At 53.5% G+C, this 13,771-nt stretch carries 15 protein-coding genes and 1 riboswitch; of the genes, 4 read left to right on the top strand and 11 right to left on the bottom strand.

Annotation, left to right across the window (positions count from 1 at the left end; translation table 11 throughout):
* Nucleotides 1–153: 153 nt before the first annotated feature.
* Both SR894_RS14270 and fabV read right to left on the bottom strand, forming a co-directional pair.
* Entirely contained in the window at nt 154–369 is a 216-nt protein-coding gene (locus tag SR894_RS14270) for a hypothetical protein (protein ID WP_133730021.1), read from the bottom strand.
* Between the two features lie 55 nt (nt 370–424).
* Nucleotides 425–1,636: an enoyl-ACP reductase FabV gene (fabV, locus tag SR894_RS14275; protein WP_133730020.1), complete on the bottom strand. Its 1,212-nt coding sequence runs from the start codon at nt 1,634–1,636 to the stop codon at nt 425–427.
* Between the two features lie 299 nt (nt 1,637–1,935).
* Between fabV and SR894_RS14280 the strand changes: the two genes are divergently transcribed.
* The gene (locus SR894_RS14280) at nt 1,936–2,322 is read left to right on the top strand and encodes a DUF7079 family protein (RefSeq protein WP_133730019.1); all 387 of its coding nucleotides are present in this window, start codon (nt 1,936–1,938) and stop codon (nt 2,320–2,322) included.
* Nucleotides 2,323–2,342: 20 nt separating this feature from the next.
* On the opposite strand, the gene SR894_RS14285 is transcribed toward SR894_RS14280, so the two are convergent.
* A complete protein-coding gene (locus tag SR894_RS14285; protein ID WP_133730221.1) occupies nt 2,343–2,834 on the bottom strand; it encodes a glutathione peroxidase in 492 nt (163 codons plus the stop codon).
* Between the two features lie 58 nt (nt 2,835–2,892).
* Nucleotides 2,893–3,510 (bottom strand): LysE family translocator, encoded by a 618-nt coding sequence (locus SR894_RS14290; protein ID WP_133730018.1) that lies wholly within the window; start codon nt 3,508–3,510, stop codon nt 2,893–2,895.
* Between the two features lie 251 nt (nt 3,511–3,761).
* Between SR894_RS14290 and SR894_RS14295 the strand changes: the two genes are divergently transcribed.
* Complete coding sequence (locus tag SR894_RS14295) at nt 3,762–4,496, top strand: YebC/PmpR family DNA-binding transcriptional regulator (protein ID WP_133730017.1); 735 nt, start codon at nt 3,762–3,764, stop codon at nt 4,494–4,496.
* On the opposite strand, the gene SR894_RS14300 is transcribed toward SR894_RS14295, so the two are convergent.
* Nucleotides 4,493–5,344 carry a mechanosensitive ion channel family protein gene (locus SR894_RS14300; protein WP_133730016.1) on the bottom strand — a complete coding sequence of 284 codons (852 nt, stop codon included), beginning with the start codon at nt 5,342–5,344 and terminating at the stop codon, nt 4,493–4,495. The genes SR894_RS14295 and SR894_RS14300 overlap by 4 nt on opposite strands.
* Before the next feature lie 38 nt (nt 5,345–5,382).
* Nucleotides 5,383–6,531: a hypothetical protein gene (locus SR894_RS14305; protein ID WP_133730015.1), complete on the bottom strand. Its 1,149-nt coding sequence runs from the start codon at nt 6,529–6,531 to the stop codon at nt 5,383–5,385.
* A gap of 171 nt (nt 6,532–6,702) precedes the next feature.
* On the opposite strand from SR894_RS14305, the gene SR894_RS14310 reads away from it, so the two are divergent.
* On the top strand, nt 6,703–6,969 hold the full coding sequence (locus SR894_RS14310) for a hypothetical protein (protein ID WP_022522484.1): 267 nt from the start codon (nt 6,703–6,705) through the stop codon (nt 6,967–6,969).
* Between the two features lie 83 nt (nt 6,970–7,052).
* On the opposite strand, the gene SR894_RS14315 is transcribed toward SR894_RS14310, so the two are convergent.
* The 3 genes from SR894_RS14315 to SR894_RS14325 all read right to left on the bottom strand — a co-directional run bounded on the left by SR894_RS14315 (nt 7,053) and on the right by SR894_RS14325 (nt 11,121).
* The gene (locus SR894_RS14315) at nt 7,053–8,060 is read right to left on the bottom strand and encodes a zinc-dependent alcohol dehydrogenase family protein (RefSeq protein WP_133730014.1); all 1,008 of its coding nucleotides are present in this window, start codon (nt 8,058–8,060) and stop codon (nt 7,053–7,055) included.
* Nucleotides 8,061–8,107: 47 nt separating this feature from the next.
* Nucleotides 8,108–10,000, bottom strand: coding sequence for an ABC transporter ATP-binding protein (locus SR894_RS14320; RefSeq protein ID WP_133730013.1), 1,893 nt, complete (start codon nt 9,998–10,000; stop codon nt 8,108–8,110).
* A gap of 80 nt (nt 10,001–10,080) precedes the next feature.
* Entirely contained in the window at nt 10,081–11,121 is a 1,041-nt protein-coding gene (locus SR894_RS14325; RefSeq protein WP_133730012.1) for an AbrB family transcriptional regulator, read from the bottom strand.
* A gap of 229 nt (nt 11,122–11,350) precedes the next feature.
* Nucleotides 11,351–11,519, top strand: a riboswitch (FMN riboswitch).
* A gap of 97 nt (nt 11,520–11,616) precedes the next feature.
* Here SR894_RS14325 and SR894_RS14330 point away from each other — a divergent pair.
* Nucleotides 11,617–12,093 (top strand): 6,7-dimethyl-8-ribityllumazine synthase, encoded by a 477-nt coding sequence (locus SR894_RS14330; protein WP_133730011.1) that lies wholly within the window; start codon nt 11,617–11,619, stop codon nt 12,091–12,093.
* A 143-nt stretch (nt 12,094–12,236) separates the two neighbouring features.
* On the opposite strand, the gene SR894_RS14335 is transcribed toward SR894_RS14330, so the two are convergent.
* Both SR894_RS14335 and SR894_RS14340 read right to left on the bottom strand, forming a co-directional pair.
* Nucleotides 12,237–12,956: a FadR/GntR family transcriptional regulator gene (locus tag SR894_RS14335; protein ID WP_133730010.1), complete on the bottom strand. Its 720-nt coding sequence runs from the start codon at nt 12,954–12,956 to the stop codon at nt 12,237–12,239.
* 59 nt (nt 12,957–13,015) lie between these two features.
* Complete coding sequence (locus SR894_RS14340; RefSeq protein ID WP_133730009.1) at nt 13,016–13,768, bottom strand: SDR family NAD(P)-dependent oxidoreductase; 753 nt, start codon at nt 13,766–13,768, stop codon at nt 13,016–13,018.
* Nucleotides 13,769–13,771: the final 3 nt, after the last annotated feature.

The following is a 13,771-nucleotide window of genomic DNA, read 5'->3' on the forward strand; positions in this document are numbered from 1 at the left end:
AGATGCATGAAGAACCGCCATCGACGTAAATAGACAATCATCTTACCCAATTGCGTAGAGGATGGCAGCGTTATGACCACTGCAGTAAAAACGTGACGCATGAATGCAAATTGCCGGGCGCTAGGCCCGGCAAAAAGAAAGAATGGTTAAGTACTAATTACCGCGGTTAATAATGCCTAACACGACGATACTAACCACAATCACCCCGAGAATAATAACCACCAACGGGAGTAGCTTGTACAACCCCTCTGGTCGCTTCTTTGCCTCCGGCTGTAGGTGCGGTTTTGAGGATTCATAATCCTCAGGTATCCGCTCATTTATCATGTGCTGCTTCTCTTCTTCCGGAGTCTTGCTTTCCCTAGTATCCATAAACACCTCCAGCGTTCCGGTCGAATTGGGCGGCGCTACCGCCTCTATGAATGGCTTACAGGTTTACGACATCAAACGTAACCTCTGGGTTAACGTCGGCATCGTAATCTACGTCATCACGCTCAAAGCCAAATAGCTTCAAGAATTCGTGCTTATAACCAGCATAGTCGGTAATCTCGAATAAGTTTTCGGTCGTCACTTCCGGCCACAGATCCTGGCACGCTTGCTGAACGTCATCGCGCAACTCCCAGTCATCTAAACGCAGGCGCCCTACCTCATCAGTTACCATTTCACCGCGCTTGCCTTGGGGTGAGTAGAGCTGCTCGCCGAACAGACGGTTTAACTGATCGATCGTGCCTTCGTGCAGGCCCTGCTCTTTCATGATGCGGTAGACCATGGCGATATACAGCGGCATTACCGGAATGGCCGCGCTCGCCTGGGTGACCACCGACTTGAGTACCGCCACATTGGCACCGCCACCGGTCTCTTTCAGCTTGGCGTCGATAGCCGCTGCGGCGCGGTCAAGGTCTTCCTTGGCTTTACCCAGCGCTCCGTGCCAGTAGATCGGCCAGGTGATTTCAGTGCCGATATAGCTAAACGCCACGCTACGCGCACCTTTAGCAAGCACACCCGCTTGGTCAAGCGCTTCCATCCACAGTTCCCAATCTTCGCCCCCCATTACCGTAATGGTGTCGTCGATTTCCTGCTGGGTGGCTGGCTCTACTTCTGCTTCGATAATCGCGTCTTTATTGGTATCGATAGCCGTGGCGCGGTAAGTTTCGCCAATTGGCTTGAGGCTCGAGCGCTTAAGCTCGCCGCTATCCGGCAGCTTGCGAACGGGTGATGCCAGTGAGTAAACCACCAGATCGATCTCACCCATGTCCTGCTTGATCAGTTCAATGGCTTTTTCCCGTGCTTCATGGGAGAACGCATCGCCGTTAATCGACTTGCTATACAGCCCTTCCTGCTTGGCAAACTTATCGAAGGCGGCACTGTTGTACCAACCTGCGGTGCCGGGTTTCTTATCAGTAGCAGGCTTTTCAAAGAACACACCCAGGGTGTCGGCACCGTAGCCAAACGCAGCTGTGATGCGCGCTGCCAACCCGTAGCCACTTGAAGCCCCAATGACGAGTACTTTTTTTGGGCCAGCCTGCTTATCCAAACCACGAGCACGGGTCGCTTCAATCTGTTCGCGAACGTTCTGCTCGCAGCCGATGGGATGAGTAGTGGTACAAATAAAGCCGCGTACTTTGGGTTTAATAATCACAGAGAACCTCTTAATCGGATTGATTTAGCTTTTAATATCGTAACTGGCAACATCATAACTAGCGACACCGTTTTGCCATAGCTTTTGGCATAGTTTGTGGCATAGTTTTTGAATTTGAAATAGCAGTGTCATGACTCATAGAGACTATTCTAGCCATCTCCGTGCGCTCTGTCCGCTCCTGTGCTCTTGTCCCTTTGAGCTCCTATCCGCCCTTGAGCTCGGGGCGCATTCGCGTCACGATAGCTGCCAGAGTACTTATATCGGCACTTATATCAGCAACGACTTCCCATGAGGCGATCATGAATGCACAGCAGCTAGTAGATGAACGCGGCGATCTTTGGCTAGCGCTAGCCCCGCTGTGGCTGGATCGTGAACCCAGCGAGCGCGATTACGCGCGTATGGTCGAGGTCGTAGAGCGCTATGATATGACCCTTAACGAGCTCGAATGGATGTTCCGCCTGGAAATGGCACCGGTGATGTCTCGCCACCAGCTTTCAATCGCCAGCGAGTGGCGACAATTTGACGACTATAAGCTGATGAAGCAGTTGGTCAATCACAACATGCGCCTGAAGGGCTGGCGCCGCAAAAGCTGGGCGCTGTTTTCAGGCTTAACGACCATGATGGTGCGTCACCGCTGGAACGCGCTAATGAATCGTATAGCAGTCGCGCGGGGCGAGCAGGTATAGAAGGCTAGTGCCTTGTAAGGTTATGGGTAAGTTTGATCCAAGGCTTCTTCCAAAGCCAAACGCAATGGACGCCCGTGGTCGCGAGGCCCAAAGCGGGCAATCACCTTGCCATCACGCCCCACCAGGAACTTGGTAAAATTCCATTTAATCAGCTGTGTGCCTAGGACTCCAGGCGCCTCGCGCTTGAGCAGCACAAACAGTGGATGGGCATCACTGCCATTGACATTGACCTTTTCCAGTAGCGGAAAACTGACTCCAAACTGCTGTTCCCCAAACTGGCAAAACGCTTGAGCGCTCTCCGGCGACTGGCGGCCAAATTGATTACACGGGAAACCGAGCACGGTGAAGCCTCGGTCCCGATAGCGTTGAAAAAGGGTTTCGAGTTCGCTGAGCTGCGGGGTAAAACCGCACTGGCTGGCAACGTTCACCACCAGCAGCACCTGGCCGCGCAGCGCACGTAAGTTGAACGGCAGCCCTTGGTGGGTATAGCAGTCTTGGTCGTATATTTGCATCATTCGGCCCCACAAAACCCCAAACGGCATGGTTATCACCATGCCACGGCTATGCTTTTTACACCAGCGGTCCGGCGACCACGCGTAGCGCCAACGCGATTAACAGGACGCCTGTGATGCGGTTAATCCAGTGGGCACGCCGCTGTAGCCAGGGCAGAATCTGCGAGTGGGAAAGCACCACCGCCACCAGCACGTACCATCCCCCGTCAATGATCATTGCCGTTAACACAATGATCGCTTTGGCCAGTCCACTCATCTCCGGGGTCACAAACTGGCTCAGCAGCGCGACAAAAAACAGAATCAGCTTCGGGTTGCCTAATGCCACTAACACGCCCTCTTTGGCCGCTTGCCCTCGGCTAGTGACAATCGCATTAGGCTCCAAGGCACCCGCTTTCCCGGCACGCAGCGCTTTAACCCCTAGCCACGCCAAATAAGCCGCGCCGAACCAAGTAATCAGCTGGAACAGCAGCGGAAAGCCAGCGATTATCGCACCTAGCCCCCAAACGGTCAGGAGCGCATAAAAGCCTACGCCGAAGGCATGGAAGACTGCCGCGGTCACTCCAGTAAAACGCCCACCACCCAACGTATGGCGAAGCACCAGTGCCAGGCTCGGCCCTGGCGACATAGCGCCCATGGCACAAATCGCGGCGAGTGATAGCCAGAGTGTTAACGGCATGCCTTTTCCTCCTTGAAGGGTCAAAATCAAAATATGAGCGATGATGGTGAGTATACGCTAAGCCAAGCAACACTTCGGTAAGCGTCTTAAATAACGCTGTTAGCATGGTACGCTGTTGGGTAAAATTTACTCTTTTCGCTCTGTGCGATTTATTCGCTCTTTTGAAAACATCCGCCCCGCCGCTCATTGCGCGGGGTATATAGAAAACATAGGTCTAGAAAACATAGGTCTAGAAAAAATAGGACGGCAACATGGGTAGGGCTTTTCAGAACCGTAAGGAATCCATGGCCAAAACGGCCGATGCAAAGACCAAGGTCTACAGCAAATATGGACGCGAGATTTACGTTTGCGCTAAAGCTGGTGGCACCGACCCTAATGGCAATCTGGCGCTGCGCGGTCTAATGGAGCGGGCCAAAAAAGACCAAGTGCCCTCTCACGTTATTGATAAAGCGCTCGACAAAGCCAGTGGTGCCGGTGGCGAGGATTTCTCGTCCGCACGTTACGAAGGCTTCGGTCCAGGCAATGTGATGGTGATTGTCGATTGTCTTACCGACAACCCCAACCGTACCTTTGGCGATGTGCGCGGCTGCTTCACCAAAACCAAGAGCAAAATCGGCACGCCCGGTAGCGTCAGCCATATGTTTGACCACTGCGCTATCTTCTCCTTCACCGGAAGCGATGAAGAAGCCGTACTCGAAGCGCTGATGGAAGCCGATGTGGATGTTACCGACATTGAGCAAGAGGGCGAGCGCATCACCGTTTTCGCCCCGCACACCGACTACGCTAAAGCCAAACAGGCGCTACTGGACGCGTTCGGTGAGATTGACTTCGAGGCAGACGAGATCCAGTTTCTGCCGCAAACCACCACCCCGGTAGAGGGTGATGACGTGGCAATGTTTGAAAAGTTTCTGGGCATGCTCAACGAACTGGATGATGTACAAAACGTCTATCACAGCGGTGAATTACCCGAAGAGAGTGATAGCTAATCATTACCTCTTGAGTAAGCTGACCCCACAGCGTTGCGGGTATCCAAGGCCGCATCCGGTGGCAACATTGCTGACTGCACGCCCGCGGCACTCAGCACTTTCTTACCGCGCAAGGTGAGATCGGTAATAAACAAAAACTGCTGACGGGGATCCACCGGATAGGCGCGTATGCGGTAGTGGGTGCCCCAGGGTTTCTCCTCAGCCACCACAATGATCGGCTGGTCGAATTTAAGGTAGGCACTGGTCAGCGCTACATCACGCAGCGCTTTCCGTACCCAGCCTGCCTCGTGCTCTGGGTGAAGGTAAAAACTCGCTACGCACTGCAGGCTGGTACCGCCGTTGTTGGCATTATAAACGGCGTGATCCCACAGCTTTAAATGCGGCACATAGACCAAATCATCGTCAGGAGTTTGGATGTCTACGGTGCGTAAGCCAACGTGTTTGACTTCGCCGTAGGTATCTTCAATTTGAACCCAATCGCCGGGCCGATAAGGCAGTTCTACCGCTGAAACAACGCCCGCTATCAAGCTGCTCACGTAATCTTTCATGGCAAAGCCAATGGCCAAGCCCAGTGCGCCCAACAGGGTCACCATATTGCGTAGCGACGGCTCGATAATCGTGGGTACGATGATGGCGAGTGCCGTCATTAATATCAGCAAGCGCGTCATCGGCACTAAAGCAAAAATACGAAAGCGAACTTGGCCATGCATTCGATTGCCGATCCAGTTCAGCCCCCTCTGGCTGGCAATAATCAGCACAATGGTTGATAGCAGCACTACGCCCAACGTAATCAGCGCTTGGCTATCGATATCGTTAAACAGTCGCGCGTACTTTTGTTGTTCTTCCATAGATTGCCCTCCCGGGCCTGTCACTTATAGCGGGCTGCTTAGAGAGGATCCACTAGATAATTACGCGACTCTAGTAACTGACGAACGCTCGCGTAGCTTAACGGTGCGATCTGCCAACGTCCTTCACAGCTTGAAACAATGCCTTTGCGCTGAAGCGCTAAACGGGCATTGAGTGCTTCATGGTGTGAAAACGGCAGAACTTCCCCCAGAGAGTCGTCATCCAGTCCGCCATGAACCAATAACGCATGTAGCACCAGCGTGGCGATATCGCCGGTATCAACGGCAAGCTCCGCCTCTGCTAGGGCATCCACAAGCCAGAGGGCCTCTTCATCGTCTGCTTTTGGCTCACGTAACCGCTCGCGCCAGTAGTGCCATGCAAGACCTATATGACCGCGGCAGTGAGCCGCTAAGCGCTGCAGTTCTCTATTAGGCGCTTTACTCTTTTGCTCAGATGCTGAGTCGAACAACACCTGCTTACCGGTTCGCGTGCTGTAAACAGGCGGAGGTTGCCCCGAATGGGTCGCAATTTGTGCAAAATAGCGTGCCAGCTGCTCGCCCTCCATGGATTGAAGGGTAAACACCGGCGCCCCATCGAGACCGATCACCCGATGAAGGAAAGCGTAAGTCCAGCTGTCGCAACCAATCACACCTTTACCCAAACGGCCACTTAAAGCACGCTCAAGAAACTCTCGAACGCCCTGAATACCCTGGGTGTGGCGTAAAAAATAGCGTTCCAGAGCGGGAATGGCCCATTCTCGTTGATTGACACACTGCTCTACCCACTGAGTGCTACCCTCGGCTATTTCGCTAAGCGTGGGCGGCGCTAAGCAGGCAACATGATGCTTTTCAGCCCAATGAGTTACCACCGAAGCATGACCGCTGTAGGGCGTGGTAATAAAGAACGTTACCGGCGCATCCTGGCCTTCTAGCTGTTGCCCCAACGCTCTAGCCGCGGGAGTCCAATCAATAGACGGCACTAAATGTGCTAGCCTAACCTCGGGTAGCGCACGTAGCTCGCTTTCGTCTTTTACCTGCTGCTCAGCGTCTTTTTTGCCCCCCAGCCACGACGAGATCGAGCGGAACGAACGTCGCCATTGGCTTGCCTGGGTCTGCTCAGGGGTACGAAACTGATCGAGCTCGACGACCGCCCACAGCGGCGTGTCGGCTGATGATGACTGCTCCCCCATGAACTTCCCCTCTGGCTGATGATAAGCACTCACTTTAGCATGTCGCGCCAGGCTTCTAACCTCTTGGACGAACTTATGGTCTAAAGTAAAGTCTTTATAGACAGTAGTTAGCGCACAAAACGGACTATTATTTTATTGCGAGAGCAATGACAAAAGCTAAAGGAGAAAGCAATGAGTGTTGTCCACGTTAGCGAAGCAGAACTCCACGCCAAGCTCGAGAAGTGTATTGCCGGTGAGCGGCTACTGATTGAGCATGAGGGCAATCGCTTTAGCGCCAGAATCCAGCACGTTGGGCTAATGGGCGTGAAGGTGATACCTGAAACCGAGATTAAGAACAGCCATCGCACACCGGGTGACGTTGAAGGCGTGATGGTGCCCTATGACGAAATATTAGAGCTTGAAGTGAAGGGTGTGGTCTACAGCCGCTTGCCAGACTAGTCTTCACTTGCACGCCCGGCAAGTGCGCAAGGCGTGCAAACTGCTTATCTATGGCTCACTTCCTCGAAAGTAAGCCAACTGTTTTAAAACGTCAGACAGATCTTGCCGAAGTGCTGGCCAGACTCCTGATGGCGGAAAGCGTCGGCGATCTCGGCAAGCGGGAATTCGCGGTCAATGATTGGGTGCATATCGAATGTTTCCAGCGCACGAATCATCTCGATCTGCTGGCGACGACTGCCCACAATCAAGCCCTTCAAGTTCGCCTGCTTGGCCATTAACTTGGCCGTCGGCAACTCACCCTCACGCCCTGTGAGGATACCAATCAAGGCGATATGCCCACCAATTTTAATCGCATCAAAGGATTGCGGCAGCGTACCTGGCCCGCCGACTTCGACGATATGATCAACGCCTTCACCGTTGGTCAGCTCTTTGACGCGCTTACCCCAATCAGGCGTCTCTTTGTAGTTGATGGTGTGCTCGGCGCCCATCTCACGCAGCCGCGCCAGCTTCGCATTAGAAGATGAGGTCGCAATGACACGTGCCCCCATCAAGCGGGCAAACTGCAGAGCAAAAATGGATACCCCGCCTGTGCCCAGCACCAGCACGCTGTCGCCCGCTTTAATGCCACCATCGACGACCAGTGCCCGCCAAGCGGTTAAGCCAGCGGTGGTTAAGGTGGCGGATTCCGCATGGCTATAGCCCTTGGGCTGATGGGTAAACCACTCAACCGGGCGTACAACCTGCTCCCGAGCGTAACCGTCCACGCCATCGCCCGGCGTAGTGCGAAAATCACCGACACGCGCCGGGCCTTCCAACCAGTGAGGAAAAAATGTTGAAACCACGTGATCGCCCACCGCGAATTCACTGACACCTTCGCCGACGGCTTCGACAACGCCCGCGCCGTCTGACATGGGAATACGCCCATCGTCGGTGGGAATCATCCCGGCAACCACGGCGTAATCGTGAAAATTCAGTGAGCTGGCGTGTAGGCGTACTCGGATTTTGCCAGGGCCCGGTTCACCAGGTGCTTCCATGTCGACAACGTCCAGCTCGTCTAAACCGCCGGGCTGATTCAGTTTGATCGCTTTCATCGTTACCTCAGTATGTACAGTTCGAATATGTACATTGATGTATGTATCTACTGTGGATTGGGGCCGTTGCCGTCGATATCAAGGCCCAGGAAGCCACCAGACTGGCGCTGCCACAGGCTGGCATAAATGCCGTTGCGTGCAAGCAGCTCTTGATGCGTGCCACTTTCCACCATGCGCCCTTCATCCACCACAATTAACCGGTCGAGCATGGCAATGGTCGACAGCCGATGCGCGATGGCAATCACCGTTTTGCCTTCCATCAGCGTATCCAGCTGCTCTTGAATGGCGGCCTCCACTTCCGAGTCCAGCGCCGAGGTGGCCTCGTCCAGAACCAAAATAGGGGCATTTTTGAGCAGCACCCGGGCGATCGCGATCCGCTGGCGCTGCCCGCCGGAAAGCTTCACACCGCGCTCGCCCACATGGGCATCTAGGCCGTGACGCCCTGTCGGGTCGACCAGATCATTGATAAAGGTGTCCGCATGGGCGCGGCACACCGCGTTCCAAACGTCTTCGTCACTGGCATGGGGGCTGCCGTAGCGGATATTGTCACGCAGCGAGCGGTGCAGCAGCGAGGTGTCCTGGGTGACCATGCCAATCTGGTGGCGCAAAGAGGTTTGGGTCACCTCGGCAATATTTTGCCCATCGATCAAAATCTGCCCACCTTGCAAGTCATAAAAACGCAGCAGCAGATTGGCCAAAGTGGATTTGCCCGCTCCGGAACGGCCTATCAGACCGATTTTCTCGCCGGGCTTTATGGTCAGGCTTAGCCCATCAAAGACGTTTTTACTCTCCCCTTTCGCCTGGGCGTATTGAAAGCGCAGCGCGTCAAACACAATTTCGCCATGGGGAACCTGAAGCGCTTTAGCATTGGGCGCATCGTTGATCGTGGGCTTCTGAGCGATGGTGTTCATGCCATCCTGAACCGTGCCGATATTTTCAAATAGGCCGGCGACTTCCCACAATATCCAGTCAGACATAAAACGGATACGCATCACCAGCGCGATGGCAATCGCCAAAACGCCCAGAGAAATCGCCTCCGTGTACCAGGCGCTGATTGCCATGGCCGCAGTGCCCACCAACAGCGCCGTGTTGAGCAGCGTCAACCCCACGCTCATGATCGTCACCAGCCGCATTTGGCGGTGAACCGTGACCATAAAGCCTTCCATAGCGTCTTTGGCATAGCGCTGCTCGCGCTCGGTATCGGCAAACAGCTTGATGGTCTGGATATTGCTGTAGCTGTCCACCACGCGTCCAGTCATCTGGGCGCGGGCGTCCGCCTGGGCCATGGAGACATCACGCAGCCGCGGTACAAAGTAGCGCATGATCGCCAGGTAGCCCACCAGCCACAGCCCCAGTGGGATCAGTAGCAACAGATCCGCCCGTCCCAGCAGGTAGGCCGCGCCAGTGAAATAGACGATGGCGTAGACCAATAGATCCATCACCTTGGTGACGGTCTCGCGGATCGCCAGCGCCGTTTGCATCACCTTTTGCGACACCCGCCCGGCAAATTCGTCCTGATAAAAGGCCAGGCTCTGGCTAAGCATATGGCGGTGGGATAGCCAGCGGCCAATCATCGGGTAGTTACCAAAAATACTCTGATGGGTGACCAGTGACTGCATCAGCACTAGTAGCGGCAAACCGATCAGCAGCAATAGCCCCAGGCCAGCAAGCCACAGGCCGTTTTCAGTCCAAAAGCCTGCACGTTCAACGTTGCCCAGCCAATCGACCAGTTGCCCCATGTAGCTAAAGAAAACCACTTCAGCCGCCGAGACCAGCGCCGTGAACAGCGTCATTAGCAGCAACAGTGGTAGCATCGGACGGGAAAAGTGGACAATAAACGGCATTAAGCCCTTAGGCGGCGTTTTAACCTCGCCTTCCGGGTAAGGGTTAACTCGCGTTTCGAAGTAGCGAAATAGCGGCTGTAAAACACGCGATAGCATGAGGCTTCCTTACGTGACTAGCGGTGGTGTGACTGGAATTGGTGTGACAGACGTTAACTTATTTATGTATCAGTTTGATTTTAAGAAGTGGCGTGGCGCAGCAGCCAGCGCGCCCAAAAAGGCGCAATGATCATCAGCGTGACCATGCGCAGCAGGTGGTGAAAGGCAACAAACACCGGGTCGATATTGAGCGCGACGGCTAGAATAGCCATTTCGCCAATGCCCCCAGGTGCCAGCGCCAGCAGCGCCACATCGCGCCCCACCCCTAGCAATTGGTGAATCAACTCGGCAAATAGTGCCAGTACCAGTAATGCTAACAGCGTCGCCACGCCAGACTGCCATAAATAGCGTCCAAAAAGCTTTCGCGTCATGCCCTGAAAGCGCGAACCAATGGCACTACCCAGCACCCACAGCATCAGGTTCATCCCCCACTCCGGGAGAGCGAGACTGGCAATATCAACACCGGATAATAGAGCAGCGACTAGCAGTGGTGCCAGCAGTGCAGGGCTGGGAATTCGCAGCCAGCGTCCTAGCGGCAACAGCAGCGGGATCATCAGAAGCATCCAGCCGTGTTCAAAACTGCTATGAACAGGACCGATGCCCTCGCCTCCGCCCTCATAGGCCCAAAATAGCGGCGGCAAAAAAAGAATCACTAAAATGATGCGCAGCGATTGCGCGACCGCAATGCGTTGGGGGTCGCCGCCGCACTTTTCGCCCAGCAGAATCATCGCCGTCATCGCGCCAGGCGAGGCGCCAAACCAGGCACTCACCGGATCAAACCCGCAGCGTCGATACCAGGCAGCGGCTACGGCGGTGGAAACGGCTACTCCCAGCAGCAAGAGAGCAGCGGAAACCGGCCAATCCAGTACGCGATGAGCCAGCTGCGGCGTCACTTGGCTACCCAACACCAGCCCCATAACGGCTAGAAATACGTTACGCAGTGGCTCAGGCACTTCGACCTTCACACCTTGTGAAGAGACCACGAGGTTAGCAATTAGAGGGCCAAGCATCCACGCAAGAGGCAGACCAGACAGTTGAAACAGCGTACCGCCAACGGCGCCAACGGTTAGTGATATTGTCAGCGCTTTTGCGCTCCCCGCATTCAACACGACGCCCTTCACATCGACTCCCTATATCTCACCAGTTAGCCCCACTGAGATAATAATTAACCTGCTAAGAGCATCGTAGTCTACCACTGGATCAGCAACTTGGGCTTTAGGGCGGCAGAGGCGGGCCGATCCTATTGTTGGGAGCGGCTTTTAGCTGTGATCCTGAATTAACTTTTCTTGTCATGCTAACGGTATCCGTTAGTCCTCCAGCAAGCGTATAATACCCACCGCCAGTAATGGCGAACTTTCTCAGGGCGGGGTGTAAGTCCCCACCGGTGGTAATGCCATATCTTAATAGATGCGGACAAGCCCACGAGCGCTCAACCAGAGGTGTCACCTAACGGTTGAGGACAGCAGATTCGGTGAGATTCCGAAGCCGACGGTCATAGTCCGGATAAAAGAGAAGGTTTCCTAGTGATATTACCCGTAGCGTTCCAACGCATGCGGGTGCTGTGCTATTGGATGCCTCATGCCCTGGTTCTGGTAACCAATCCCCTTAGGATGACCATGAATCAGACCCAACTTTCTTCATTCCCTCGCGTTGCCTTTATCGAAGCGTCTTGGCATCACGATATTGTTGTCCAAGCCAGAGAAGCATTTATTGCTCAGCTTGCCAGCGAGCATGGCTTTTCCGCTGATCAAATAGAAACATTCCAAGTTGCGGGGGCTTATGAAGTGCCTCTTCAAGCTAAGTTGCTAGCCAAAACAGGTCGTTACAGCGCCATTGTGGGTGCGGGCTTTGTTATTGATGGAGGCATCTATCGCCACGACTTCGTTGCTCAAGCAGTGGTTGAGGGCATGATGCAGGTGCAACTGGAAACAGAAATTCCCATACTTTCTGTCGTGCTGACGCCGCATCATTTCCATGAACACAGCACACACCATGATTTTTTCTATGACCATTTCCGTGCCAAAGGCAAGGAAGCGGCTACAGCGTTGGTAATGACTTTGGAAAACCATCAAAGGATTCAAGGGCTAAGATAAACCACTGCCACAGCTGTGGAGATACTTAGGTAGCGGGCAATCTGAATGTTAGCTCGCTACCTGAGTCAATTTATAGACGGTTGACGCTTAAGAACCCCCTGATTAAATAGCCGTTTAGGCTCTTTGCTGCTAAGTAGTAGCACTTACTCGGCAAAAAGACTTGAATCCTCAGCTTTGGGAAAGCTGCGCATCGTCTGCTGGTTCCATGTTTCAAAGTGATCATGCATAGCTTGACGCGCGAGCTCCCTGTCACGGGTTTTAACTGCTGCGACAATAGCAATATGCGTCTCGTTAGTTTTCTTTTGTGCCTCTTTAGACTGCCGGGCCAAAATCCTGCGCTGGTGAAGCACCTTTTTCAGTACCGATGATAACCCTTGGAAAATAATCAATATGGCAGGGTTTTTAGCCATAATGGCCAACAGTTCATGGAATTCATAATCCGCCTGAATCCCTTCAAGAACATCGGATGACGTCACGATTTTTTCGCAAAGCAACTCAAGCCTTTTCAGCTCATGAGGCTGATGATTGACAGCTGCCGCCTGTACGATCTCTTTTTCAAACATCTCTCTAGCCGTTTCAAGATGGTCGACGGAGATGTAGTTGAGCTTAAGCGCCAGCTCAAAATAGAGCTGGATAAAAACAGGCTCGGGCATCTTAAGAAAAGTACCACTCCCCTGCTTGCGTTCGATGAAGCCAAGACTTTGCAATAAAGAAAGGACGTTCCTAACCGACGAGCGATGCATATCAAAATGCTCACACAGCGCTCTTTCGGCCGGAAGCTTTAACCGGCCATCTTTAGACAGTTCGGAGACCGACACAAACTCCTTAAGTCTATCCAAAAGATTCGGATCGATCTGACTCATAACATCATCCAAACGCCACCCCTATACCGTTTCGTAAGTATAGGGGCAGCTTAGCATAATCAATGAATGTGCATACCGCCGTTAACATCCAGGGTGGCCCCTGTAATGTAGCTGGACAGATCACTCGCCAAAAACAGGAAGGCCTTGGCTACATCCTCGGGAGTGCCCATTCGTGCCAGCGGAATGCCTTCTAAAATCTTGGCTTTCATCTGGTCGTCAAGCTTGCCAGCGGTGATGTCTGTAGCAATTAACCCCGGCGTGACGGAGTTAATGCGAATGCCAAAAGCACCAAGCTCTCTTGCCATGGCCTTGCCCAGCCCCAACATGCCTGCCTTGGCGGCACTGTAATGCGGCCCCCCAAAAATACCGCCTCCCCTCTGCGCGGAAACCGAAGAGGTGTTAATAATCGAGCCTGACCTTGCCGCTTTCATATGTGGTACGACAGCCTGCGACATATAGAGCATGCCACGGAGGTTAACATCCAGGATGCGATCATAGTCTTCTGGCAAAATCTCTTCGAACTTTACCGGCTGAGTAATACCAGCGTTATTTATGAGCACATCAATGCGACCAAATTTATCCATGGCGGCCTTCGCTAAATTGAAGCAATCATCACGGCTCACTACGTTTCCAACCACTATTAGTGAGCGCTCAGGGTCAAACTCACTGCGCACTTTCTCGCAGGCTTGCTCATTGATATCGGAAATGACGACTGAAGCTCCGTGCTCATAGAAGAGCTTGGCTGTTCTTAAGCCGATGCCTTTTTCACCTGCGGCGCCCGTGACGATACATACTTTGTCTTTAAGTAACATAGC

Source organism: Vreelandella neptunia (assembly GCF_034479615.1).
In the GTDB taxonomy this organism is placed as follows: Bacteria; Pseudomonadota; Gammaproteobacteria; order Pseudomonadales; family Halomonadaceae; genus Vreelandella; species Vreelandella neptunia.